At 44.0% G+C, this 573-nt stretch carries 1 protein-coding gene; it reads left to right on the forward strand.

Annotated features, from left to right (window positions below; genetic code table 11):
* Positions 1 to 573: virulence-associated E family protein (locus tag DW739_RS15245; RefSeq protein ID WP_243023799.1), on the forward strand; the 573-nt coding region annotated here is incomplete at both ends.

Consider the following 573-nt stretch of genomic DNA (forward strand, 5'->3'; position numbering starts at 1 on the left):
GATGTGAAATATCTGCTCCTATATTTTGAAGAAAACTATGGATTGACCGTAGAGAAGAAAATCATAGACGCAGTTGCGGTTATTGCCAATGAAAATCGTTACCACCCTGTCTGTGATTTTCTCAATGCCTTGCAATGGGACGGAACAGAACGCATACGCTTCTGTCTGCACCGCTTTCTCGGTTCTGATACAGATGATTACACCTATGAAGCATTGAAGTTGTTTCTGCTGGGTGCTATCTCACGAGCTTTTAAGCCGGGGTGCAAATTTGAGGTTATGCTCTGTCTTGTGGGCGGTCAGGGAGCCGGAAAGTCCTCTTTCTTCCGTTTGCTTGCGGTCAATGATGACTGGTTCTCTGATGACTTGAAAAAGCTGGATGATGAAAATGTGTACCGCAAAATGCAGGGGCATTGGATTATTGAAATGTCGGAAATGATTGCAACCGCCAACGCTAAGAGCATTGAAGAAATCAAGTCCTTTCTGAGCCGCCAAAAGGAAACCTATAAGATACCCTATGAAACACATCCGGCAGACAGAAAAAGACAATGTGTGTTTGGAGGTTCTTCTAATACC

This window comes from Clostridium sp. AM28-20LB (genome assembly GCF_003480665.1).
In the GTDB taxonomy this organism is placed as follows: Bacteria; Bacillota; Clostridia; order Lachnospirales; family Lachnospiraceae; genus Otoolea; species Otoolea fessa.